The 22831-nt window shown below is 39.9% G+C and carries 21 protein-coding genes, 1 tRNA gene and 1 other annotated feature; of the genes, 21 read left to right on the top strand and 1 reads right to left on the bottom strand.

Translation table 11 applies throughout. From position 1 onward, the window contains the following. The first annotated feature begins 7 nt into the window (after positions 1–7). The 14 genes from EBQ12_RS10440 to EBQ12_RS10375 all read left to right on the top strand — a co-directional run bounded on the left by EBQ12_RS10440 (position 8) and on the right by EBQ12_RS10375 (position 12451). Positions 8–610 (top strand): XTP/dITP diphosphatase, encoded by a 603-nt coding sequence (locus EBQ12_RS10440; RefSeq protein ID WP_007501598.1) that lies wholly within the window; start codon positions 8–10, stop codon positions 608–610. A 14-nt stretch (positions 611–624) separates the two neighbouring features. Next, on the top strand, positions 625–1149 hold the full coding sequence (locus tag EBQ12_RS10435) for a YfcE family phosphodiesterase (RefSeq protein WP_039166965.1): 525 nt from the start codon (positions 625–627) through the stop codon (positions 1147–1149). A 120-nt stretch (positions 1150–1269) separates the two neighbouring features. Beyond that, a tRNA-Arg gene (locus EBQ12_RS10430) sits at positions 1270–1343 on the top strand. Positions 1344–2093: 750 nt separating this feature from the next. Then, complete coding sequence (locus tag EBQ12_RS10425; protein WP_050827536.1) at positions 2094–2375, top strand: hypothetical protein; 282 nt, start codon at positions 2094–2096, stop codon at positions 2373–2375. Between the two features lie 351 nt (positions 2376–2726). After that, complete coding sequence (locus EBQ12_RS10420; protein WP_050827533.1) at positions 2727–3887, top strand: DUF3800 domain-containing protein; 1161 nt, start codon at positions 2727–2729, stop codon at positions 3885–3887. Positions 3888–4270: 383 nt separating this feature from the next. Beyond that, complete coding sequence (locus tag EBQ12_RS10415) at positions 4271–4996, top strand: hypothetical protein (protein WP_125589915.1); 726 nt, start codon at positions 4271–4273, stop codon at positions 4994–4996. A gap of 48 nt (positions 4997–5044) precedes the next feature. Next, a complete protein-coding gene (locus tag EBQ12_RS10410; RefSeq protein WP_035701793.1) occupies positions 5045–5653 on the top strand; it encodes a DUF4241 domain-containing protein in 609 nt (202 codons plus the stop codon). 456 nt (positions 5654–6109) lie between these two features. Next, a complete protein-coding gene (locus EBQ12_RS10405) occupies positions 6110–7390 on the top strand; it encodes a Kelch repeat-containing protein (protein WP_241215634.1) in 1281 nt (426 codons plus the stop codon). 271 nt (positions 7391–7661) lie between these two features. Next, positions 7662–7811, top strand: a complete 150-nt coding sequence (locus EBQ12_RS10400) for a teichoic acid D-Ala incorporation-associated protein DltX (protein WP_024427820.1) — start codon at positions 7662–7664, stop codon at positions 7809–7811. A 14-nt stretch (positions 7812–7825) separates the two neighbouring features. Next, a complete protein-coding gene (gene dltA, locus EBQ12_RS10395) occupies positions 7826–9331 on the top strand; it encodes a D-alanine--poly(phosphoribitol) ligase subunit DltA (protein ID WP_035701791.1) in 1506 nt (501 codons plus the stop codon). After that, positions 9328–10512 carry a D-alanyl-lipoteichoic acid biosynthesis protein DltB gene (gene dltB, locus EBQ12_RS10390; protein ID WP_125589913.1) on the top strand — a complete coding sequence of 395 codons (1185 nt, stop codon included), beginning with the start codon at positions 9328–9330 and terminating at the stop codon, positions 10510–10512. Before dltA ends, dltB begins: the two co-directional genes overlap by 4 nt. Before the next feature lie 21 nt (positions 10513–10533). After that, the gene (gene dltC, locus EBQ12_RS10385) at positions 10534–10770 is read left to right on the top strand and encodes a D-alanine--poly(phosphoribitol) ligase subunit 2 (protein ID WP_003216498.1); all 237 of its coding nucleotides are present in this window, start codon (positions 10534–10536) and stop codon (positions 10768–10770) included. Beyond that, entirely contained in the window at positions 10770–11936 is a 1167-nt protein-coding gene (gene dltD, locus EBQ12_RS10380; RefSeq protein WP_125589911.1) for a D-alanyl-lipoteichoic acid biosynthesis protein DltD, read from the top strand. Before dltC ends, dltD begins: the two co-directional genes overlap by 1 nt. A gap of 95 nt (positions 11937–12031) precedes the next feature. Then, positions 12032–12451, top strand: a complete 420-nt coding sequence (locus EBQ12_RS10375; RefSeq protein ID WP_008342863.1) for a YkvA family protein — start codon at positions 12032–12034, stop codon at positions 12449–12451. A 195-nt stretch (positions 12452–12646) separates the two neighbouring features. Here EBQ12_RS10375 and EBQ12_RS10370 read toward each other — a convergent pair whose 3' ends face one another. Next, positions 12647–13690: a lactonase family protein gene (locus EBQ12_RS10370; protein ID WP_125589909.1), complete on the bottom strand. Its 1044-nt coding sequence runs from the start codon at positions 13688–13690 to the stop codon at positions 12647–12649. 432 nt (positions 13691–14122) lie between these two features. Between EBQ12_RS10370 and ilvE the strand changes: the two genes are divergently transcribed. The 7 genes from ilvE to leuC all read left to right on the top strand — a co-directional run bounded on the left by ilvE (position 14123) and on the right by leuC (position 22816). Continuing rightward, entirely contained in the window at positions 14123–15037 is a 915-nt protein-coding gene (gene ilvE / locus EBQ12_RS10365) for a branched-chain-amino-acid transaminase (RefSeq protein WP_008342856.1), read from the top strand. 8 nt (positions 15038–15045) lie between these two features. Then, positions 15046–15293: a binding site (T-box leader), on the top strand. Positions 15294–15415: 122 nt separating this feature from the next. Beyond that, positions 15416–17140 (top strand): acetolactate synthase large subunit, encoded by a 1725-nt coding sequence (gene ilvB, locus EBQ12_RS10360; protein ID WP_008342854.1) that lies wholly within the window; start codon positions 15416–15418, stop codon positions 17138–17140. After that, entirely contained in the window at positions 17137–17655 is a 519-nt protein-coding gene (gene ilvN / locus EBQ12_RS10355) for an acetolactate synthase small subunit (RefSeq protein WP_007501584.1), read from the top strand. Before ilvB ends, ilvN begins: the two co-directional genes overlap by 4 nt. An 18-nt stretch (positions 17656–17673) precedes the next feature. Further along, the gene (gene ilvC / locus EBQ12_RS10350; RefSeq protein ID WP_007501581.1) at positions 17674–18702 is read left to right on the top strand and encodes a ketol-acid reductoisomerase; all 1029 of its coding nucleotides are present in this window, start codon (positions 17674–17676) and stop codon (positions 18700–18702) included. Next, positions 18689–20242, top strand: coding sequence for a 2-isopropylmalate synthase (locus tag EBQ12_RS10345; RefSeq protein WP_008342850.1), 1554 nt, complete (start codon positions 18689–18691; stop codon positions 20240–20242). The genes ilvC and EBQ12_RS10345 overlap by 14 nt, the downstream gene beginning before the upstream one ends. An 18-nt stretch (positions 20243–20260) precedes the next feature. After that, the gene (gene leuB / locus EBQ12_RS10340; protein WP_007501577.1) at positions 20261–21358 is read left to right on the top strand and encodes a 3-isopropylmalate dehydrogenase; all 1098 of its coding nucleotides are present in this window, start codon (positions 20261–20263) and stop codon (positions 21356–21358) included. A gap of 42 nt (positions 21359–21400) precedes the next feature. Continuing rightward, positions 21401–22816 carry a 3-isopropylmalate dehydratase large subunit gene (leuC, locus tag EBQ12_RS10335; RefSeq protein ID WP_007501575.1) on the top strand — a complete coding sequence of 472 codons (1416 nt, stop codon included), beginning with the start codon at positions 21401–21403 and terminating at the stop codon, positions 22814–22816. The last annotated feature ends 15 nt before the right edge of the window (positions 22817–22831 follow it).

Raw genomic sequence — 22831 nt, 5'->3', positions numbered from 1 at the left:
GAAGGGTTTGATCAGGATGAAAACTGCCATCATCGCAACGCACAATGCGGGCAAAGCGAAAGAATTCAAAGCCATTCTTGAGCCAAAAGGATTCACGGTCAAAACACTAGCGGACATCGGATTTACGGAAGAGATCGAAGAAACAGGACATACCTTTGAAGAAAATGCGATCATCAAAGCCGAGGCCATTCAAGCCAAAGCAGGTGAAATGGTGATTGCAGACGACTCGGGTCTGTCGATTGATTACCTTGGCGGAAAACCTGGCGTCTATTCAGCGAGGTACGCGGGCGAGCATAAAGACGATGCCGAGAACGTGGAAAAGGTGCTGAATGAGCTGCAAGGTATTGAAAAAGAAGACCGCACTGCTAGATTTAGATGTGCCCTGGCTGTCAGTATACCGGGGAAAGAAACAAAAACGGTAGAAGGATCAGTAGAAGGCTTTATCGCAGAAGAACCGATCGGCGAAAACGGCTTCGGATACGACCCAATTTTCATCGTCAAAGACAAAGACCAGACGATGGCCGAGTTATCACCAGAGGAAAAAAACAAGATCAGCCATCGAGCGGTCGCGCTTCAAAAGCTTTCATCACTGCTAGACGCAAATGAATAAGGGGGAATGAAGCCATGAAGATACTCATCATTAGTGACAGTCATGGACTCACAGACGAACTTCAAACCATTGCCAAACGGCATGCGGCTGAAGTGGACATGATGATTCACTGCGGAGATTCAGAACTCGAAACGAACCACCCAGCACTCGAAGGATACAAAGTCGTCAAAGGAAATTGTGACTTTATGGGCGATTTTGAAGAAGAGCTCCTGCTCCCACTCGACGGAGGCGGAAAACTATTTCTCACTCACGGACATCTGCATGGCATCAAACAATCCTTGCTTCAAGTCTACTACCGTGCAGAAGAGCTAGGCGCAGACATTATCTGCTTTGGCCACTCGCATATCCCTGGCAGTGAACTGCTAAGAGGAAAACTCCTCATTAACCCAGGCAGCGTGCACCTGCCAAGAGTGCGCAAAGAGCGCAGCTATGCTATACTGACACTAGATGGAATCGAAGCAAACGTACAGTTTTTCACGGACGAAGGTCACGTCATACAAGACCTCGAAAACACCGTCACATTGGAAGGTATTTCATAAGGGTGCAGCATTTGCCCCTTATGAAAAAACTTTCGAAAAACCGTTGACTTTAAAGAACAATAGTAATATAATAAATCTTGTCGCTGAGGTAATACGCCAAAGCACACTACATAACAACATGTCCCAGTAGCTCAGCAGGATAGAGCAACGGCCTTCTAAGCCGTCGGTCGGGAGTTCGAATCTCTCCTGGGACGTATTAAATTAAAAGCCTGAAACCCTTGATAATAAAGGGTTTCAGGCTTTTTTGTTCTTTAGAACATAAGTTCGTAAATCGCTTCAAAAAAGGATTTTGGGAGCGGATTTATTTTTAAGTATTTCCGTTCCCTGTTTTTGTATCAAAGAAGCTATCAAAATGGGTGGCTGATTTCTGATCAGCTTCTTCAATGACATGAGCGTAAATTGACATAGTTGTATCCATTTTTGTATGCCCTAATTGTTTTTGAATAACTTTAGCGTGAAAACGGACCAAATATGCAGGCCGCAATCTTTAAAGCAGCTGGTGGATTGCTCAACATGGCATCGAGGCAATTTACTAAAAGATAGCAAAGGAGAGAGCCAATCTGAATTAAGTGCATGGATATGAAGGAATAAAGATTGTTTAAACGTCTTTGGAAACTTGAGGAACGTGAGTATGCAATAGAAACGTCAACACACAAGTTTGAAGGAGAAAAGATCAGGGAGCTAGGACTGAAAGATGGAAGGTGGGACGGAGAAGTATAATTTTCTGAAATTTAATATATTTTTTCTTGCTTTAGCGAGTTATAGGATTCGTTCGACAAATTTTGCAAGCACCTCAACTTTATCAATTTTCTCCGATATTAAAATCAAGGAGTGAGTAGATTTGGGTAAAGGAAAGAAACGTGTAATAAAAAATAAAAGACAGAATAAGAAAATTAAGAAATTAGATAATGAAATATACTCAAAGAAATTAATGGAGTTAGAAGATGTTATCTATACATATTCAGAAAATATCGAGGTTTGCCCATATTGAGAACATAAGAGATGTCTCTAAGTACTATCCAGCATTTGTCCCTTTAGTGGCTGTATATTTCACTATGGAATTTAATGTTAATGTAAGTAAAGCTTTAGCTTTAGTTACCACAGCTATATCACTTATTTTTATTATAACAATAGTAATTAAAGGAAAAAGAGCCAGAAGTGTTGCTGTCTTAATGTTAAGAACATTTGAGCAAGTCTACGCTAGGAAAGAGAAAGGTGAAAATTGATTTGTCGATCGACAAATTTCGAGAATAGTTCTGTGTGCTCTTTTCCTGCCGATATAAAGGTAGGAGTTGATAATATAGACAAATCAAACAACAACAAAACACAGTTCAATTATGGCAAACTGGAAAGATTTTTGATGAATTTATCAAGGGAAATGAGATCAAATTTATTATCCCGAAAATACTGAACACTATTTCTTATTGGAGTCTAACGATTTAGTCTTTGTCTAAATAGAAGGGGAACATAAAATTTGGATTTCTCGATTAGCAAAATAGGTGGAAATAAAATTAAACTTTAGAATAATAAGACAATCATCTCTTGTAATTGCTTTTGAATATAGGGGGCTGTTTTCTATGAATCATTCAAATGAAAAAGAAATTGAAATTCAAGAAAAAGTAATCGATCCAGTTATAGAGGAGAGGAAAAGACAGGAAGCACAAGCTTTAATAACTGCTGTGCAATCTGGACTTACAAATACTTTAAGGCAAAAGGTTGCTAAAATACTAAACAAATACCCTGAAGCAAGAAAGTCAGATATTACACTGCAAATAAAATTTTGGGAAGAATTTCATGGACATACTTCCAAAAAAGTAGATTTGAAGAAAATGTATGAATATGAAAGGTTAAGTTCATTGGTAAGAGCAAGAGCGAAAATCCAAAATGAATACAAATTGTTCTTATCAGATGAGAGAACTAGAAAAATTAGAAGAGAACGTGAAGAAATTGAAAAGGAAGCGGCCTTATTAGACAAACCAACAGTTCCTATTATGCATCTTTATGCTGATGAGACAGGTAAAGACAGCGAATATATAATTATAGGAAGTGTGTGGGCATTAGATGACAGACATAATGGTTTATTGAATCATGAGTTAATAGAGTGGACAAAAAAAGCTAAAGAAGAAAATATTAGGTTTCCAGATGAGTTTCACTTTAAGAATTTAAATAATAAAAATAGAGATGAACTAAGATTATACAAGGACTTCTTTAAGGTTTTGCTGGATAATTCCGCAATGGTCAGTTTTAGAGCGATCGCAGTGAACAAATCCAAACTATCGACACCTATCGATGAGATAATAAATGATTTATTCTATCGATTAACAATTAAAGGTATGGAACATGAAATTCTAACTGGAAGAGTGGTGCTACCAAGGCAAATAAATTATTTCAAAGATAGAGATGATAATGATAATACTTATAACATTAGTAAGTTTTCTGAATTACTAAGTAGCAAATTTAAAGAACAATACGGAGATGATCTAGTACTTAATAACTATGTTCCACTAGATTCAAAATTGAGTCGATTAATACAAGCAGCAGATTTATTTACAGGTAGTTTAAATAGGCTCTATAATGTTCGGCCAAAAGGAGGTAATAAAAACAATAAGGATGAATTAGCAGATTATATAATAGATAAGGTTGGACTTCAGGAAATACGATATTCTATAGAAAATTTGTTAAATGATGTAGAAGATGGATTGAATACAGATATGGCAACAATCCATGTTTATGATTAATAAAATAATAATAATATATATAACGAAGGCGCTTTACTTTTATATAGAAAAGTGTCTTTTTCTATGTTCGATTAAATTATTTGTGGAAAAAAGACAAATTAATTTAGAACAAACAATTTAGAATTTATCAAAATGCCCCGTGGACACGCTTATATATTTGTTACTCACTTATCAAATGCAATAAATTTTCAGCAATATAATTCCTAATGAAAACTGTTGATTAATGGAATGGCCGATACTAATATATAAAGTTGACATCTCAATTGAAAATTTATTGGAATTTTAACATCCTAATCATAATTGATATATTACTTTATTTTAAGAGAAGATAGAAAGGATAAAAACAAACTGAAGTTCTTAAATAATAAAAGGGGGAAATTATTATGAATGGTATTGCTTCATGTTTTCCAGGCAATGAGTTATTAAGTTTAACGATAATTATTGGAATATATCTAGTCATAACTTACTTAACACTTTTTATAAGGAGGAAATACAAACACTTAAATATACCTAAAGAGTATAAGTGGATTGCTGCTCTTTCATTTTTTCTAAGTGCTATACTTACAGCAGTGTTTATGAATAGGTACAACTGTTCACAGTGGTTAGATAGTATATTACCTAATTTAATTGTGGATATCCTACTCATACCTGTGACTGCCATCTTTATTACAATACTTGTGAACAATACCCAAAAGAAAATTGAGGGGAGGGAAGCAAAAGAAGAAGCATTTTATACCATTGGTGTGCAACACTTAGAGTTAACAGTGTGTTTATCTAACATATATTTTTCTATAAAGGGAGATATAGAAAGAATTAAGTCTGAAGATTACGATAGTAAAAAATTACTGCATGAACACACTAATTACTATCTAAATAAAGCTATGGAAGCTTCTAGTATAACTACGGAAAATCTCAGCGTTTTCAGAAATGATACTAAGGAAATACTGTCCGGCTACATATACAAATACATTTCAATATTACCAAAAGACTTGGCAAGAAAAATTGTTGAACTGGAAGGAATGTTACAGAAAGAAGAAGACTATAAGAAGATTGGCGATAAAATTCTTGATATACATAACTATTTCAAGGGTTTTTATATATATTACTAAATATCGACTAAGAATAAGAGTCCAAAATGCTGAAAGGAGAAAGATCACTTGTACAACATCAATCCAACTTACTTGTTATATAGAAATGGAGAGACAACAAGCAGTCAAGAAGGTGATCAATTATTCGCCAAACAGATCGGAAATATCGAGATCACGAGCGGTCATATTGTTGCCTGTGATCCTTTTGTTTCAGAAGGGGACCAATCTTTTACGAGGAAGATTACTCTAGGAAAATATCCTATTATACTTGTAGTTAAGCGGTTGGAAAGCGGAGACGAACGAGTAGCCTATGCAATGATCAAGTTTACAAACGAGCTAGCAATAGAATGGGAGCTTGCTACAAGAATAGGGCAAGAACTCAATCAATTGAAAGAAGACGAGTTCTTCGGATACGGTGTAAATACGGGTATGGGCTGCTATATGGATGCGGAGTCAGCTATATATCTTCAAGCGTATGAGGATAAGCGATATAAAGAGGACAATGATTTTTATTTTTATGAGGAATTTGCAGAAGTACTTGAGCAAAACTACAAGCTCACATGGGACTGGCTCGTCACCCGTTTTCATGACAAGGTGGATATTTCCATGTTTACAACAGGCTTCGGCGACGGGATGTATCCAAGCTTTTGGGGACTGGATGGAAATGGAGCCTTGTGACGGATTTTCTTATAATGGATTAATGAAAAACCCATGAAATCATGGGTTTTTTGAATAGATTCAGTTGTTAGAGAAAATACCATCAATAGGACATTATGCTACTTTTAATTGTGAAGATGTTATTCACTTCTTTTTAAAAAATGAGAAATTATTATTTGCTTCAATTAAGAAGAAAATGCCCACATAATCTGATTTTGTTCTTAAAGAATTGAGAGCATTCGATTTTATGTGTTTGGTCTTTTGTTTGAAAATAATACTCTAATAGGAACAATTATAAACTAGTAAAATTATGGTTAATGTGTATAATGATAGGTATAAACTACTTGAAAAATCTAAGAAGTAGAATTTGGGAAGGGGCTAAATTTATAAAAAAATAATCATATTTCTTTGAGTGGAAATATGATTATGTCATCACAAAAATTCTAGTTATGGTAATTTAAAAAGGAGTGTCATTTTTTGAAAAAGTTTATTTTTATATTTATGTTATTAGTTTTATCTTTTATGCATTCAAAGCAAATTGCAAATGCTACAACATTAGAATGGAACAAATTATCTGATTTACCTGAAGCAAGAGTTGGCGCAAGTGTGGGTGTAGTTGACGGTAAGATATATCTGGCTGGTGGAGGTACTCCAACTAGTGTTTATTCAAATAAAACTTTTATGTATGATCCCAGTATAGACAAATGGACTGAAAAGAAAGAAATGTTGTCACCAAGAGGTGGAGCAGCAACTGTAGTTGTCGGTAGTGAGATATTTGTAATAGGCGGTGAATCAGAAAATAAAACATTAAATAAATTTGAAGTGTATGACACTAAGTCTAACAAGTGGACTCAGTTAGAGGATATTCCTTTTAAAACATTAAAGGGGGAATATAATGTTTATGCTGGATTTATCGGTAATAAGATTTATGTCTTAGGGGGAGGAAACGAATTTCATAGTTATAATCTAGAAACAAATGAATGGAAGGCTGAAAATGACCCAGCAGCTGATTTGAAATTTGCTACTGGTGTAGTGGTAAATGATAAATTTTATGTTCTGTCTGGCAATAACAAAAATCTAGTTTACGAATTTAATCCTTCTACAAATAATTGGACTACTAAAAAAAATGGGATGAAAGCAGAATATCGCACCAGTTCTGCATACAAAAATCACATTATAGTACCAGCAGTTAATCCATACAATCTTTATGTGTACTCTTTAGATAAGGAAGAACTGCTCAAAATAAACACTACAAGAACTGAAATGCGTCAAGCAGCTTCTTCAATAATAATCGATGATACTTTGTATGTAATAGGTGGAAAAGAATCTAGTATTAATAATAGTTTTAAAAGATTAGCTGATAGAAACTATAAATCGGTGATCTCTATCTCCTTAAAAGATCTGGAACTTCCAAACAATACAGAAACACCCGGTGACAAAGACCCAGATCCAGCAACACCACCAAAAGACGGTTCAACTAATCCAGGCGACAAAGACCCAGAACCAACCACACCACCAAAAGACGATACAACAGATGAAGACGGCGATGCACTTCTCATCATCACAATGGTCAATGGTTTGCAAAAGGAGTATGACCTTTCAATGAAAGAAGTCAACGCCTTCCTATCCTGGTACAAAAAACGTGATGCTGGCGAAGGTCCAGGGTTTTATGAAATTGACGAGCATGACAACAACAAAGGTCCTTTTGAAAGTAAAAGGACTATGTGGTATTCAACAACATTCTCATGTTCGAAGTGAATAAATATAAAAAGTAAATAACATCAAAGCCATCTAGTCAAACTAGGTGGCTTTTACGTTTGTTCGACAGTTTTCATCAATTTTAAGGCAAATTTAAGCTTCCATTTCATTTCAATTACATTAAATCTTTGTTACAATAAGACAGCTTTGCCCGAAGACACGTTCATACTTTGGACATCTTTTTTTCATCAATTCTTAAAATTTTTATGTTTTGATATGAAACTCTTTTGATGATCCATGCGTCTTTATAAGTGTCAAAAGAAAAGAGGTTATCAATATGCTATTCAAAAAGCTATCAGAAAATAAGTCTGTAAAATGGATAGGATATACAAGCTTTTACTTACTTATTTTGCTATTATTGTTCTTTATTTACGGATTCCATACAGCAAATACGGGATCATTCATTTACAACGATTTTTAATTGGAGATTAAACTATGAAACTATTACACACGATTCATGAATACCAACAAACGAAACCGACACAGCCAGCATTTGTTTCTCAACATGCTTCGATCACATATGATGAGCTTTGGCGTCTATCAGACCAAATGGCTGGTGCGATCGATGCAGTCGCAGCTGGCAGTGAACCTGTCATTGTCTACGGTCATATGGAGCCAGAGATGCTGATTTCTTTCTTAGGTACTGTGAAATCAGGCAGACCTTATATTCCGGTCGACATCTCAATACCTGTCGAGCGCATCGTCTCAATCATTGAAAGCTCAAAAGCCAGTCTATTGATATGTGCAAATGAGAAGAATGTATTAGATGTAGAAGAACACATTGAAGTGAAGAGTGCGGCATCGCTTTTAGCACTTGAAAAAGAAGCACCGCCATCCACGCAGTGGGTTCAACAAGATGATGTTTTCTACATTATTTATACGTCTGGCAGTACCGGAAAACCGAAAGGCGTTCAGGTAACAGCCAATAATTTAGAAAGTTTTACAGAGTGGATGTGCCGCGATTTCCCAATTGGTGAGGGGCGCACGTTCTTAAATCAAGCGCCATTTTCTTTTGACTTATCAGTGATGGATCTCTATCCAACGCTTCAATCAGGCGGCACGCTTTACTGTTTAGTGAAAGATCTTGTGAATAAGCCGAAGGATATGTTTGCAGCGCTTGGTCAATCTGACGTTGAAGTGTGGACATCCACACCTTCCTTTGTGCAAATGTGCTTAATGGATCCTTCCTTTACAGGGGAGCTTTTACCAAAGCTAAACGTTTTCCTTTTCTGCGGTGAGGCACTTCCTGTCTCTGTAGCAAGTGCGCTTCTTGAGCGTTTTCCTAAGGCGCAGGTCTTTAATACGTATGGTCCAACTGAAGCAACTGTTGCGATTACATCGATTGAAGTCACGCAGGAGATTCTTGATCAGCACGATTCTTTACCAGTGGGTTATGCCAAACCGGATACAGATATCGTCATTTTAGATGAAGAAGGCAAGACACTCCCTGATGGGGAAAAAGGGGAAATTGTCATCGTGGGGCCAAGCGTCACGAGAGGCTACTTAGGTGAACAAGCCTTAACGGATAAAGTGTTCTTTGAATACGAAGGACGCCCTGCTTACCGCACAGGTGACGCAGGTGTGGCGCAGGATGGTTTGATTACGTGCCACGGTCGTCTGGACTATCAAATTAAGCTACATGGATACCGAATGGAGCTTGAAGAAATTGAATATCATGTAAGCGAGACAACCTATGTCAATGCTTGTGTGATTGTGCCGTTTCAGCCAAACGGGCATGTGGAGTACTTAATTGCAGCAATTGTCCCAACTGAGCATTCCTTTGAAAAAGAATATCAGCTGACAAGTGCGATTAAGAAAGAAATGGCGGATTCACTGCCTGCGTACATGATTCCAAGAAAGTTTGTCTATCTTGAGCAGCTGTACATGACGCCAAACGGGAAGGTTGACCGTAAAAGAATCGCGAAAGAGGTTCTTCTATGATTCCGTTTAGTTCATTCTTTTTCTTCATTCTAATTGGTATTCTTCTTTTGCCGACGATGATTCTTGGTCTTTGCGGCAAAAGAATGCAGGGCTACAACATGTTTGCAACGGTTGTGGCACTCGCGCTTATTTTCTCAAAGGATGCACATGGCGCTTTGTTGCTGTTCTTGTTCACAGTATGGCAAGTCTTGATTATCCGCCTATATCTTGCGTACCGGTTGAAGGCGAACAGGGCGTCTGTCTTCTATATGGCAGTGGTGGCATCTATTTTGCCGCTTGTACTATCAAAGGTTTTACCGTTCTTTTTAACTCATCAGCCGCATCAACCGCCACCAATGAACTGGCTGAGCTTTTTAGGGATCTCGTACTTAACATTTAAAGGTGTTCAGTTGATTATCGAGACGAGAGACGGCTTGATTAAAAAGAAAATCCCGATTCACCGTTTGGTCTATTTCATCGTCTTTTTCCCGACGATTTCGTCAGGTCCAATTGACCGTTACCGCCGGTTTGAAAAGGATATGGATACACCGCCTGAAAAAGAAGTGTACAGTGACCTTCTATATGCAGGGATTCATAAAATTTTTATTGGGTTCTTATATAAGTTCATTATTGGTTATCTCATTCACACGTATATTCTCATGAATATTCATCACATTAGCAGCAGTCACTTTGTTCAACAGTTAACGTATATGTATGCGTACAGTATGTATTTGTTCTTTGACTTTGCTGGATATACAGCATTTGCTGTAGGTGTGAGTTATATCATGGGCATTAAATCACCAGAAAACTTTAATAAACCGTTTATCAGCCGTAATATTAAAGACTTCTGGAATCGCTGGCACATGTCGCTATCCTTTTGGTTCAGAGATTATGTGTTTATGAGATTTGTGTTCTTTATGACAAAGAAGAAGTGGATCAAGAACCGGATGGCTGTATCAAATATTGGGTACTTTGTCCTCTTTCTATTGATGGGTGCTTGGCATGGTCTCGCCCTTCAATACATTATTTACGGACTATACCATGCAGTTGTGATGTCCGGTTACAATTTATTTGAGAAGTGGAATAAAAAGCACAAGTGGTGGCCGGATAATAAGGTCACAATGGTTGTGTCGATCATTATTACATTCCATGTGATTTGTTTCGGATTTTATATTTTTTCAGGAAAACCATTTCATCATTAATGATTAAGGGAGTAGAAAATTATGGAATTTAAAAATCAAGTATACGGTATTATTGCAGAGGTTTGTCAGGACGACGTTGTGAAAGAAAATCCAGAGATTGCAATTTTTGACGAAGGTCTTCTAGATTCATTTGGTACAGTAGAACTACTTATGGCAATTGAAAGTCAACTTGGAATTACTGTTCCGATTACAGAGTTTGATCGTGATGTGTGGGATACACCGAATCACATTGCTGAGCAGCTGGCAGAGATGAAGTAATGAAAAAGCGTTTTTTTGGGCCGCTTATTTTAGCGGCTGTTCTATTCATTGGTGTTCTTCTTGTACCAAATGCATGGCTCTCACATCTGATCCCAAAAGACAAATTACAAAAGTCAGCCACAGAATTAGATCCAGGGATGTTTCAAGGGCTTTATTTACAAGATGAAATGCTAAAAGATCCAACTTATTTGCCGATCTATGGATCTTCTGAACTTTCACGTTTTGATCCATATCACCCTTCGAATTTCTTTCATGAAAATCCTCAAGGGTTTACACCTTATCTTGTTGGAAAAGGTGGATCGCAATCATTAATTCATGCCATGAACTTTGCAGCGCATATGGATGAATTAAAAGGGAAAAAGCTTGTGTTTATCGTGTCCCCGCAGTGGTTTGTCAAAGGGGGATCAGACGAGAATCACTTTGCTCCTAACTATTCAGCGCTTCAGGCGCTTGATCTTGCTTATAATAAAGAAATTGATCCAGCTGTGAAAAAAAAGCTCATCAAAAGAATCATGAAGTTTAAGGCAGTAAAGAACGACATGGTCATCACAGAACTTTTTAAAGCAGAGCTTTCTGGGAACAAATTCGCTTATGGCGCGATTTCTCCTATTGCAAAAATGTATTATGGCATGCTTCAAAAGAAAGACATGTACTATACGATCGGGTCTGGGCATGAGCGCAAGCTTCGTCCGTCTCCTTCAGTGGAAGGGAAAACATGGACTGAGCTTGAAAAAGAAGCGAGCGTCTTAGGATCTGAAAAAGCAGGGGACAACCCGTTTTATATTGATCAGAGATTGTTTGATCGAAAGTTGAAGCCGATCATGAAAAAGATGAAGGATTCTCGTCGTGACAATTCTTATGCAGCATCACCTGAATATAAAGATTTCCAGATCATGCTGGATATTTTAAAACAGGCAGGGGCGAAGCCTTTATTCGTGACGATTCCCGTCAACGGAAAATGGTATGATTACACTGGTTTTCCGAAAGAGGGACGTACAGATTATTATCAAAAAATCAATCGTCAAATTCGAGATAATGGGTATGAAGTCGCAGATTTGACTTCGCATGAGTATGACCCATATTTCTTTAAGGATACGATTCATGTGTCGTATAAAGGATGGGTATACATCGATAAGGCGATCGAAAAGTTTTACAAAGAGCAGTAGATTGCAGCAGCTTTCTGCTGCTTTTTGTTTGTCGAATGAGTGGATTTCTTGTATAAATAGGGTGGAAGGGCTATGCTGAATATGGAGGCGATACGATGAATCGTTCTGAGAAAAAAGAACTATTAAAGCGTTCAAAGAAGCATTTTAATGATCATGCCTTTTGGGAAAAGTTAAAAAAGACGGCACAAAAAGCTGGAGTTTCTCTTGTCTATGCTGTGTTATTACTTTATTATACATTGCAAAAACCCGAAGTACCGGTTAAAGCGAAGACCCTCATCATTGGGGCGCTAGGGTACTTTATCCTTCCGATTGACCTGATCCCTGATACATTGGTAGGGATCGGCTACACAGATGATCTAGGCGCCATCACATTTGCTCTGCTTCAAGTCGCAATGTACATTGATGACGATGTCAAAGGAAAAGCAAAAGACAGGCTGGGAAAATGGTTCGGTGAAAAAAGCGATACGTCTTTCATTGATCAAAAGCTTGAAGATGGCGGTATGCCTTCTGCTTAAAGAAAAGCCTCTTAAACGGAGGCTTCAGCGTGTAGACAAACCCTCGCATTCTTTGTCAGTCCTGCGCTCCGGTGCTCGTTCTTCCTAGACTTCAAGGGTTTTCAACTACGCTGAAAAAAAGACAAAGGGCTAAAATAAAGTTCATTTTAGCCCTTTGTCAACAATCTATTGCCTCCTAAACGGAGGCTTTTTTCATTATCTTAAAAATTTCACGCAAACCGGATGCGGAACGGTGATGTCTGATTGTAAGACAGTGAGTCGTCCCGTTTCTTTGTCACGTTTGTATAACACAAGGTTGCTAGATTCTTGGTTTGAACCAACGAGAAATTCTTCTGTTGGATCAAGGACAAAGTCTCTAGGCCAATTTCCTTCAGATGAAGCAATTTCAACGAGGTTTAGTTTGCCGTCATGACCTGCTTTGAAAATGGCAATGCTGTCATGTCCACGATTTCCTGCATACACAAATTGACCGTCAGAAGACACATGAATGGCGCTGCCTTGATTATTCTCTGTGAAGTCATTAGGAATGGTTGCGATCGTTTGGATCTCTTCGAAATGACCATTTTCAAAGTAACGAAGGACAATGACCTCTGAGCTGAGCTCTGTCATGACATAGGCCACAGGTTTCGTAGGGTGGAATGTGATATGACGAGGGCCGCTGCCTGGTTTTGTTTCAAATGTATGGGCAAGCTCAAGTTTGCCGTTTTCTTTCTTATACGTATAAATTCCGTCTGTGCCAAGGTCAACAGCTACTGCAAATTGTTCATCAGGTGTCAAACCCATAAAGTGAGTGTGCGGTTTTTCTTGACGGTCTTCGTTTGGTCCAGTGCCTTCATGCTGCGCCTGTGACAGCATGCGGATCACTGAGCCGTTTTCAGCATCAATTTCGTACATCTCGGCAGTTCCTTTATGATAGTTTGCTGTAAACGCTATTTTCGTTTGGCTGTCCACGCTGACGTGACAAGGAGAAGCCCCATCGGCAAGCTCTTGGTTGATGAAACGAAGTGCGCCGGTGTCGGCATCAATTTGATACGCAGCAAGCCCGCCCTGTGCTCCTTCTTTCACAACAGCATACACAAACTTTTGAGAATCTGAGACAGTTAAATATGTAGGATTTTCAAGTTCGGCAGCCACTTCTACTTGTTCAATCTGCTGCTTGTCCGTATTTAAAGTAAAAGAATAGATTCCTTTGCTGTCTCCTTTTGTATACGTTCCGATATAACCTCTGATGTTAGCCATGTATTGCCCTCCTTCTATTAGATGCTCTCATTCTATCACAAATTCTTAGGAAAACGCTTTAGAAAGGCATGCTGTAGGAAAAAACAAACGCAATGAAATCTCACAATATTCTTCAAAAACCGTGTGAAAAAATATTACAAAAGCTTGTTCAAAAGAAAACCGTTCATGTAGAGTAAATAAATTGAAGAAAAAATACAAAAAATTTTAAGTTTTTTCATTCCTTGTCTAGCAAAGGTGTAAGCGTATACATTTTATTTTGATTAGTCTAAATTGTCTAATAATTTTAAAAATGCTGTTGACACTGCATGGAAAGCGACGTAAGATGGGTTCAACAAAAGCAAACAGACACGCAGAGTAAGCGTGAGACACTTCAATATAAAGTGTCTGAAAATTCAACTACTTTTTGTTTGAAAGAGAGGGTGCTCACTGAAGATGGAAGACCAAAAGGAACAGTGGATCTTTTTAAACGATGAACTCGTGAAAAAAGAGGATGCGAAAATTTCAGTTTATGATCATGGCTTCTTATATGGTGACGGTGTGTTCGAAGGAATACGTGTATATAACGGAAATATCTTTCGAATGAAAGAACATTTAGACCGCCTGTATGATTCCGCTAGATCCATTATGCTGAACATTCCATATTCACTTGAGGAGCTCACTGAAAAAATGATTCATACAGTTGAAAGGAACGGCCTAAAAGATGCCTATATCCGCCTTGTTGTCTCAAGAGGAGCCGGTGATCTTGGCTTAGATCCAAACAATTGTGGGAGAGCCAACACAGTGATCATTGTAGAGCCGCTGGCCATCTTTCCAAAGCACCTATATGAAACAGGTATTGATATTGTGACAGTACCGACAAGGCGAAATCGTCCTGACGTACTAAGTCCAAAAGTGAAATCATTAAACTATTTGAATAACATCCTTGTCCGAATCGAAGCCCATATGGCCGGTGTGAGTGAAGCGCTGATGCTGAACGATCAAGGGTACGTGGCAGAAGGTTCTGCAGACAATGTGTTTATTTATAAAAAAGGTAAGCTCTATACACCGCCAGGTTATATCGGCGCTCTTGAAGGCATCACAAGAAATGCCATCATGGAAATCGCAGAAGACTTAGGCTACGAAGTGAAAGAAGAACCTTTCACAAGACATGATGTGTATACAGCTGAAGAAGTCTTCCTGACAGGAACCGCTGCCGAAGTCATCGCTGTTGTAAAAGTTGACGGTCGTATCATTGGCGAAGGAAAACCAGGGTTCCACACAAACAAACTTCTTGAACAATTCCGTAAGCGAGTCGTTGAAGAAGGAGAAAAAGTAGTCTTTACCGATGAGAACATTCACGCAAGCTAAATAGATATCGATAAACGTTGAAGAGGACTAGTAGCTTTAGAGTCAGTATCTACAGAGAGCCGGTGCTAGCTGGAAACCGGTGTTACTTTCTAAAGTGAACTCACCTCTGAGTGTCTGCCTGAAATGATAGTAGGGCAGACCGAGTGACATTGCATCACTCGTTACCAAAATGGATGAAAGATGTCCATGAGACGGCAGCATGATTTGCCGTGAACAAGGGTGGTACCGCGAAAAACAAAGCTTTTTCGCCCCTTTGACCTAGTGAAAAGTAGTGTCATTGTGGGGTGAGAAGGCTTTTTTATATGGTCTCATATCTCTATCTTGAATGGAAAAGGGTGAAAGGACTTGACTGAAGCAAGACAAAGAGGAGGAAATCAAATGGGGACAAATGTACAAATGGAGACGGAAAAATCAAATGCACCACAAACGATGAACGGTGCACTCATGTTAATTGAAGCACTCAAAAGAGAAAAAGTAGAAGTCATTTTTGGTTATCCTGGCGGAGCCGTTTTACCGATCTACGATAAAATTTACGATTCTGGTTTATTTCATGTCCTGCCAAGACATGAGCAAGGAGCGATTCACGCAGCGGAGGGATACGCAAGAGTATCTGGTAAACCAGGCGTTGTTATTGCCACATCAGGACCGGGGGCAACCAACCTAGTCACAGGAATTGCAGATGCGATGATTGATTCACTACCAATGGTTATCTTCACTGGACAGGTGGCAACTTCAGTCATTGGATCAGATGCATTCCAAGAAGCAGATGTACTTGGTATCACAATGCCAATCACAAAACACAGCTATCAAGTGAGACGTCCAGAAGAGTTACCGGGTGTCATTAAAGAGGCATTTCACATCGCAACAACCGGCAGACCTGGTCCAGTCTTGATTGATATTCCAAAAGATGTCGCTGGCATTGAAGGGACATTTGAATACGATCAGCCAATCGATTTGCCAGGTTATCAGCCGAAAATTGAGCCGAATTATTTGCAAATTCGCAAGTTAGTAGAAGCTGTAAGCAGAGCAAAGAAACCAGTTATTCTAGCAGGAGCTGGCGTTCTTCACGGCAAAGCGTCGGAAGAATTAAGGCAATATGTAGAGCAGCAACAAATCCCTGTCGCTCATACATTGCTTGGGCTTGGTGGATTCCCGGCAAAGCATCCTCTTTTCCTAGGAATGGCGGGTATGCACGGCACATATGCAGCGAACATGGCACTACATCAATGTGACTTACTCATTTCAATCGGAGCGAGATTTGATGACAGGGTAACCGGCAACCTCAATCATTTTGCAAAGCATGCGAAGGTGGCTCACATTGACATCGACCCAGCGGAAATTGGTAAAAACATTCACACCCATATCCCAGTTGTTGGTGACAGTAAGCTAGTGCTTCAAGAACTGATCAAGCAGGACGGGAAACAAGGTGAATCAGACGAGTGGAAGAGCCAGCTAAATCAGTGGAAGGAAGAATATCCACTCTGGTATGTCGAAAACGAAGCTGAAGGCTTTAAGCCTCAAAAGCTGATCGAATACATTCATCAATTCACAAAAGGTGAAGCCATTGTGGCAACTGATGTTGGACAGCATCAAATGTGGGCTGCACAGTTCTATCCATTTGAAAATGCCGATAAATGGGTGACATCTGGTGGGCTTGGCACAATGGGATTTGGTTTACCGGCAGCGATTGGCGCGCAGCTAGCTGATCAAGAGGCAACGGTTGTAGCGATTTTAGGAGACGGAGGTTTCCAAATGACCCTGCAAGAACTTGCCGTTATCCGTGAGCTGAACCTTCCAGTGAAAGTGATTGTTCTCAATAATCACAGTCTTGGAATGGTAAGACAATGGCAAGAAATTTTTTACGAAGAACGCTACTCACATTCTAAATTTTCAGAGCAGCCAGACTTCGTGAAATTATCTGAAGCTTATGGCATTAAAGGGATCAGAATCTCATCAGACGAAGAGGCGCAAGAAAAGCTCGAAGAAGCATTAACGTCTAGAGAGCCTGTTTTCATCGATGTCAATGTAGCGAGAGATGAGAAAGTATTCCCGATGGTAGCACCGGGGAAAGGACTTCATGAGATGGTGGGGGTGAAACCTTGAAAAGAATTATTGTGTTGACTGTATTAAATCGATCAGGCGTACTGAACAGAATCACAGGCCTTTTTACTAAAAGACACTACAACATTGAAAGCATTACGGTCGGCCATTCTGAGATTCAAGATGTATCACGCATCACGTTCGTCGTCCATGTAGACCAGGAGAAAGACATCGAACAGCTGACAAAACAGCTGAACAAACAAATCGATGTTCTGAAAGTAACGGATATTACAAACCAATCAATCGTTCAGCGAGAGCTGGCTTTGATAAAAGTCGTATCTGCACCAGCATCTAGAATGGAGATCACGGGTGTCATTGAACCGTTTAGAGCTTCTATTGTAGATGTGAGCAGAGAAAGTGTCGTCATTCAGGTGACAGGTGAGTCTTCAAAAATTGAAGCACTCATTGAATTACTTAAGCCATACGGCATTAAAGAAGTCGCCAGAACTGGCACCACGGCCTTTGCGAGAGATAATCAGCAAAAGCCGCAAACAAATAAAACAATTTCAATTGTCTAAACAAAAGGAGAGAGTCAAATGGTAAAAGTATATTATAACGGTGATATTCAAGAAAACGTATTAAACGGTCAAAAGGTAGCTATCATTGGTTACGGATCACAAGGTCATGCACATGCATTGAACTTAAAAGAGAGCGGCGTAGATGTGATTGTCGGTGTGAGAAAAGGCGGATCTTATACAAAAGCACAAGAAGACGGTCATCAAGTATTCACAGTAAAAGAAGCAGCAGCACAAGCAGATGTCGTCATGGTATTACTTCCTGACGAACAGCAAAAGAAAGTATATGATGAAGAAATCAAAGATCAATTAGAAGCAGGTAACTCACTTGTATTCGCACACGGATTCAACGTTCACTTCCATCAAATTGTTCCTCCAAGTGACGTAGATGTGTATCTTGTGGCTCCAAAAGGTCCAGGACATCTTGTAAGAAGAACATATGAGCAAGGCGCTGGTGTACCTGCACTATTTGCTATCTATCAAGACGTATCTGGTCAAGCGAAAGACAAAGCACTTGCTTATGCAAAAGCAATCGGTGGAGCAAGAGCGGGCGTTCTTGAAACAACATTTAAAGAAGAAACAGAAACGGATCTATTCGGTGAGCAGGCAGTTCTTTGTGGAGGTCTTACTTCATTAGTAAAAGCAGGTTTTGAAACATTAACAGAAGCTGGTTATCAGCCAGAGCTTGCATACTTCGAGTGTCTGCATGAACTGAAATTGATCGTTGACCTTATGTATGAAGAAGGATTAGAAGGTATGAGATATTCAATCTCTGATACAGCGCAATGGGGTGACTTCGTATCAGGACCACGCGTTGTGGATGCAAAAGTAAAAGAATCAATGAAAGCAGTCTTGACTGACATCCAAAACGGAACATTCGCGAAAGAATGGATTGTTGAAAACCAAGTGAATCGTCCACGTTTCAATGCGATCAATGCAAATGAAAATGAGCACCAAATTGAAATCGTCGGAAGAAAGCTTCGTGAAATGATGCCTTTCGTTAAACAAGGAAAGAAAAAGGAAGCGGTGAGCGTCGGTGCGAAAAATTAATTTTTTTGACACAACACTTCGAGATGGAGAGCAATCACCAGGAGTGAACTTAAATGCACAAGAAAAGCTAATCATTGCTAAGCAGCTTGAGCGCCTTGGGGTTAATATCATTGAAGCGGGTTTTCCCGCTTCATCCCGAGGGGATTTCTTAGGCGTACAAGAAATTGCAAGAACGATTAAGAACTGTTCAGTTGCAGGACTTGCACGATGTGTGAAAGGTGACATTGATGCTGCATGGGACGCATTAAAAGATGGAGCTCAACCAAGAATACACGTCTTTATTGCGACTTCTGACATTCACCTCAAGCATAAACTAAAGAAAACACGTGAAGAAGTGGTTGAACAAGCTGTTTCAATGGTGAAATACGCGAAAGAGCGCTTCCCAGTTGTTCAGTGGTCAGCAGAAGATGCATGCCGGACAGATCTTTCTTTCCTAGCAGAAATTGTAGAAAAAGTGATCGACGCAGGCGCAAGTGTCATTAACTTGCCTGATACTGTTGGATACCTAGCACCAAAAGAGTACGGAAATATCTTTAAATATATGAAGGAACACGTTCCAAATATCGATCAAGTCATCTTGTCAGCACACTGTCATGATGATTTAGGAATGGCTGTAGCGAACTCACTTGCTGCCATTGAAAATGGAGCAGATCAAATTGAAACAGCTGTCAACGGTATTGGAGAGCGCGCAGGAAATGCTGCTTTAGAAGAAATAGCAGTTGCCCTTCATATTCGCAAAGACTTTTACCAAGTCGAATCAACCATTCAGTTGAATGAAATTAAGCGCACAAGTGATGTAGTGAGCAAATACTCAGGTATGATTGTACCGCGTAATAAAGCAGTCGTTGGAAACAATGCATTTGCCCATGAATCAGGTATTCACCAAGATGGATTCCTCAAAGAAAAAACAACCTATGAAATTATCTCTCCAGAGCTTGTAGGCGTCACAACAGATGTGCTTGTCCTTGGTAAACACTCCGGAAGACACGCGTTTAAAGACCGCTTAAAAACACTCGGCTTTAAATTGACTGAAGAAGAGATCAATAAGTTCTTCGAAACTTTTAAGAACTTAACAGAGAAGAAGAAAGAAATCACAGATGATGATTTGATCTCTATTATATTAGAAGAAAAAGTAGCAGACCGTAAAATTGGCTATGAATTTGAAAGTCTTCAAGTTCACTATGGGACAGAGCAAATGCCGACCGCAACAGTCTCTCTTAAAAATCAAGAAACGCAGGAAGTCATTCAAGAAGCAGCTACAGGTGCAGGCAGTGTAGAAGCTGTGTACAACACGCTTGAGCGCTGTATGGAGGAAAGAATTCATTTGCTAGATTATCGTATTCAATCCAATGGAAAAGGCAGAGACGCACTAGCGGAAGTATATGTCACTGTTTCAATAGAAGGAAAAGAAACAGCAGGACGCGGTGTAGCGCAAGATGTGCTGGAAGCATCGGCTAAAGCTTACGTCAATGCAGTGAATAGACATTTAATCTTTAAATCAAACCTAATAGAAATTGAGAAACATCACGCCATCTCATAAGAAAGGAGGAAGGGACTCATGAAAAAGAAAATTGCACTTTTGCCCGGCGATGGAATCGGACCGGAAGTCGTCACATCAGCCGTCGCTGTCCTGAAAGAGACAGCGGCTCAATTTCAACACGAATTTGAATTCGAAACAGCTCTCATTGGCGGTATAGCGATAGATGAAAAAAACAATCCGCTCCCTAAAGAAACAGTAGAAGTGTGCAAAAGCGCAGATGCGATTTTATTAGGAGCCGTTGGCGGACCAAAGTGGGATCAAAACCCGCCAGAACTTCGCCCAGAAAAAGGCTTGCTCTCCATTCGCAAGCAGCTGGACTTATTTGCGAACATCCGCCCTGTCAAAGTATTTGATAGCTTGAGTGAGGCTTCACCGTTAAAACAAGATCACATTAGTGGAGTGGATTTCGTCATTGTTCGTGAATTAACTGGAGGCCTCTACTTTGGCGAACCAAGTGAGCGCTACACGGATGATGAAGGAAAAGAAGCTGCGGTTGATACACTTCTTTATACAAAGGAAGAGATTGTTCGTGTATTAAAAGAAGCGTTCGACATGGCATTAACGAGACGGAAAAAAGTAACGTCTGTGGATAAAGCAAATGTTCTCGCTTCGAGTAAACTATGGCGGGATGCTGTAGAAGAAGTTGCATCCCAATATCCAGATGTCGCATATGAGCACATGCTCGTCGATAATGCCGCGATGCAGCTGATTTATAAGCCCGCTCAATTTGATGTCATCGTGACAGAGAATATGTTTGGTGACATTTTAAGTGACGAAGCATCTATGATTACTGGCTCACTCGGCATGCTGCCATCTGCTAGTTTATCAAGCACCGGCCTTCATTTATATGAGCCGATTCATGGTTCAGCACCCGATATTGCGGGGCAAAATGTCGCAAACCCTCTGGCTACTATATTGTCAGCAGCCAGCTTGCTTAGAACATCCTTTGCTTTAGAAGAAGAAGCGGCTGCAATTGAAGCAGCTGTGGAAGCCGTCCTTGCCTCTGGCAAACGAACAAAGGACCTAGCATCAAAAGAGGGAACGTATGAAACGACTGATGATATCACGAAAGCCGTTGTAGATGCACTCAAACAACGGGCGAAAACCATTGTATAAATAGAAATCTTTTTGAATTAGGTAGAGGGAGGAAAAAGGGTTATGCCTCGAACAATCATCGAAAAAATATGGGATCAGCATGTTGTCAAAAATGGCGAGGGAAAACCAGACCTTTTATATATTGATCTGCACTTGGTGCATGAGGTGACGTCACCTCAAGCATTTGAAGGATTAAGACAAAAAGGGCGCAAGGTGCGAAGACCACAAAACACATTTGCGACGATGGATCACAACATTCCGACTGTGAATCGATTTGTGATCAAAGATGAGATTGCGAAGAAGCAAGTGAGTGCTCTAGAGCGCAACTGTGCTGAATTCGGGGTCCGTCTAGCTGACCTTCACAGTGTAGACCAAGGAATCGTTCATGTCGTTGGACCAGAGCTTGGTTTAACACTTCCGGGGAAAACAATCGTGTGTGGAGATAGTCATACATCTACTCATGGCGCATTTGGTGCACTTGCCTTTGGGATTGGCACAAGTGAGGTTGAGCATGTGCTTTCCACACAAACACTTTGGCAGCAGCGTCCGAAGACACTAGAAATTAGAGTAGACGGAACGCTTCAAAAAGGGGTAACAGCCAAAGATGTCATTTTAGCAGTCATTGGCGCACATGGCGTGAAGTTCGGTTCAGGTTATGTCATTGAATACACTGGGGAAGTATTCAGAAACATGTCAATGGATGAGCGGATGACCGTTTGTAATATGTCAATTGAAGCAGGCGCAAGAGCAGGATTGATCGCACCTGATGAAGTGACCTTTGAATATTGCCGCGGACGCAAATACGCACCGCAGGGTGAAGATTTCGAAGCAGCGATAAAAGAATGGAAAGAACTAAGAACAGATCCGGGTGCGACCTATGATAAAACCATTGTTTTAGATGGAAATCATATTTCACCTATGGTCACGTGGGGAATTAACCCGGGAATGGTGCTCCCAGTGGATGCAGCCATTCCAGGACCTGAAGATTTTGCACAAGAAGATGACCAAAAAGAAGCAAAACGTGCTTATGAATACATGGGGGTTCATCCTCATCAGCGTATTGAAGATATTACGATTGAGCATGTGTTTATTGGCTCATGTACGAACTCAAGAATGACTGATTTACGCCAAGCCGCTTCTATGATTGAAGGACAAAAAGTAGCTGATCATGTCAGAGCGATTGTGGTTCCTGGCTCACAAAGTGTCAAACTGCAAGCAGAAGAAGAAGGACTTCATGAAATTTTCCTAGAAGCAGGATTTGAATGGAGAGAATCTGGCTGTAGTATGTGCCTCAGCATGAATAACGATGTGGTGCCAGAAGGTGAACGCTGTGCATCTACATCAAACCGTAACTTTGAGGGACGTCAAGGGAAGGGTGCAAGAACGCATCTAGTCAGCCCGGCAATGGCTGCGATGGCAGCCATACATGGCCGATTTGTCGATGTCAGGAAGTTTAATCAAGAGAAAACAGTCGTGTAAGGAGTTGTGTCATAG

The sequence above is a fragment of the Bacillus sp. 2B09 genome, from assembly GCF_003946835.1.
Taxonomy (GTDB): domain Bacteria; phylum Bacillota; class Bacilli; order Bacillales; family Bacillaceae; genus Bacillus; species Bacillus altitudinis.
The sequence above is the reverse complement of the archived record's forward strand: the minus strand, read 5'-3'. Positions and strand labels throughout refer to the sequence as shown.